The organism is Pseudomonadota bacterium (genome assembly GCA_039815145.1).
Lineage (GTDB): Bacteria > Pseudomonadota > Gammaproteobacteria > Steroidobacterales > JBCBZW01 > JBCBZW01.
The window spans coordinates 1-2679 of the sequence record JBCBZW010000270.1 but is presented as its reverse complement, the minus strand read 5'-3'; the positions used below and the strand labels follow the sequence as shown (position 1 = coordinate 2679).

Genomic DNA, 2679 nt, shown 5'->3' with positions numbered 1-2679 from the left:
CATCAAGGCCCGTGATCTGTGGGAGCAAATTGCCGAAGCCGCCTGGCAGTGTGCCGACCCTGGCGTGCAGTATGACACCATCATTAATGAGTGGCATACCTGCCCCGAAAGCGGCCGGATCAACGCCTCCAACCCCTGCTAAGAATACATGTTCCTGGACGATACGGCCTGTAACCTGGCGTCGATGAACCTGCTGACCTTCCTCAAGGACGGGCAGTTCCAGGTCGAGGAATATATGCACGCGGCGCGCCTGTGGACCGTGACGCTGGAAATCTCCGTCATGATGGCACAGTTCCCGTCCAAGGAGATTGCGCAACGCTCCTACGAGTTCCGCACGCTGGGTCTGGGCTATGCCAATATCGGCGGTCTGCTGATGAACATGGGCCACGGCTATGACAGCGACGAGGGTCGCGCGCTGTGCGGTGCGCTGACGGCGATCATGACCGGCGTATCCTATGCCACCTCCGCCGAGATGGCCGGAGAGCTGGGGCCATTCCCGGGCTATGCCAAGAATGCCGAACATATGCTGCGGGTGATGCGCAACCACCGCACCGCCGCCTATGGCGCCACCGAAGGCTATGAGAAGCTGGCGGTGAAGCCCGTGGCACTCGATCACGCCAACTGCCCCGATCCGCAGTTGATCGACGTCGCCATGTCCGCATGGGACGAGGCGTTGAAACTGGGCGAGGCAAACGGCTACCGAAACGCGCAATCCACCGTGATCGCGCCCACCGGCACCATCGGCCTGGTCATGGACTGCGACACAACCGGGATCGAGCCCGACTTTGCCCTGGTGAAGTTCAAAAAGCTCGCTGGCGGTGGCTACTTCAAGATCATCAACCGGTCGGTGCCCGCAGCCCTTGAAAATCTCGGCTACGGCTCCGCCCAGATCGAGGAAATCGTCAGCTACGCTGTCGGCCACGGCTCCATGGGGAACGCCCCTGCGATCAACCATACGACGCTGGCCGGTCACGGCTTTGGCGCCAATGAGCTGGCCAAGGTGGACGCCGCCCTCGAAAGCGCGTTCGACATCCGGTTCGTGTTCAACCAATGGACGCTGGGCGAGGAGTTTTGCACCCAAGTGCTGGGCATCCCGCAGGCCAAGCTGAACGATCCGACCTTTGACCTGCTGAAATCGCTGGGTTTTTCCAAGGCGGACATCGACGCGGCCAACGACCATGTCTGCGGGACGATGACGCTGGAAGGTGCACCGCACCTGCGCGAAGAGCACTACCATATCTTCGACTGCGCCAACCCCTGCGGCAAGAAAGGCAAGCGCTTCCTGAGCGTCGACAGCCACATCACCATGATGGCCGCGGCACAATCGTTCATCTCGGGCGCGATCTCCAAGACGATCAACATGCCCAACGATGCGACGATCGAGGATTGCCAACGCGCCTATGAACTCAGCTGGTCGCTGGGGGTGAAGGCCAACGCGCTCTACCGCGACGGCTCGAAACTGTCGCAGCCTCTCGCCGCGGCTCTGGTCGAGGATGATGATGAGGCGGCGGAAGTCCTGGAAACAGGTGCACCGGCCGAGAAGGCCGCAGTGCTCGCCGAGAAGATCGTCGAAAAGATTATCGTGAAAGAGATCGTGAAATCTCACCGCGAAAAGATGCCGCAACGCCGCAAGGGCTACACGCAGAAAACCATCGTGGGCGGCCACAAGGTCTACCTGCGCACCGGCGAGTATGAGGACGGCAATCTCGGCGAGATCTTCATCGACATGCACAAGGAAGGGGCGGGCTTTCGGGCGATGATGAACAACTTTGCCATCGCCGTGTCCGTGGGCCTGCAATACGGTGTGCCGCTGGAGGAGTTCGTGGACGCCTTCACCTTCACCAAGTTCGAACCGGCAGGCATGGTGCAGGGCAATGACAGCATCAAGAACGCGACGTCGATCCTCGACTACGTGTTCCGCGAACTGGCGGTGTCCTATCTCGACCGCACCGATCTGGCGCATGTGAAACCCGAAGGGGCCACATTCGACGATATCGGGCGCGGGGAAGAGGAAGGCGTGAGCAACGTTTCCGAAATCTCCGACACGGCGGCGTCGAAATCGCTGGAGGTGCTCAAGCAGATCAGCTCGACTGGCTACCTGCGCAAGCGTCTGCCCCAGGATCTGGTGGTGCTCAAAGGGGGCATGGCCGAAAGCGGCGCGAATGCGTCGGCCGCGCTGGAGGCGCTGGTGCCCGAAGTGGCGGCAGCCAGCGGCAGCGACCTTGTGACCGCGACGCTGATGGACGCCCGCACCAAGGCCAAGATGCAAGGCTACGAAGGCGAAGCCTGCGGCGAGTGCGGCAACTACACGCTGGTGCGCAACGGCACCTGCATGAAGTGCAACACCTGCGGCGCGACGTCGGGGTGTAGCTGAGAAGATACGCGGCCCGGGGATGGGGCGCGAGGGGGCCGGGCCGGCTAGGCCGGTCGGGCTCCCGACGAGACGGGTGGGGCGGTACTTGAAGTCCGTCCCACCTTCACACGGGGCGGGTGCGCTCGCCCCCGACGACGCTCAGGCCGCAGGCAAAAAACACCGGGCGGTAAATTAATGAGCCTGAGTGGCGAAACTTGATACGGAGAGCTTCGGCTCTCCGTTTTTTCTTTGGTCAACTCTGGTTCGGCAGGATGCCTGCGGCGTCGCACGGTGCAGCCATCCCGGGCCGTGCTGCTGGCGCTGTG

The 2679-nt window shown here is 62.2% G+C and carries 1 pseudogene; it reads left to right on the top strand.

From position 1 onward, the window contains the following. Positions 1–2374, top strand: a pseudogene (locus AAF184_25615) (vitamin B12-dependent ribonucleotide reductase). Positions 2375–2679 lie beyond the last annotated feature (305 nt).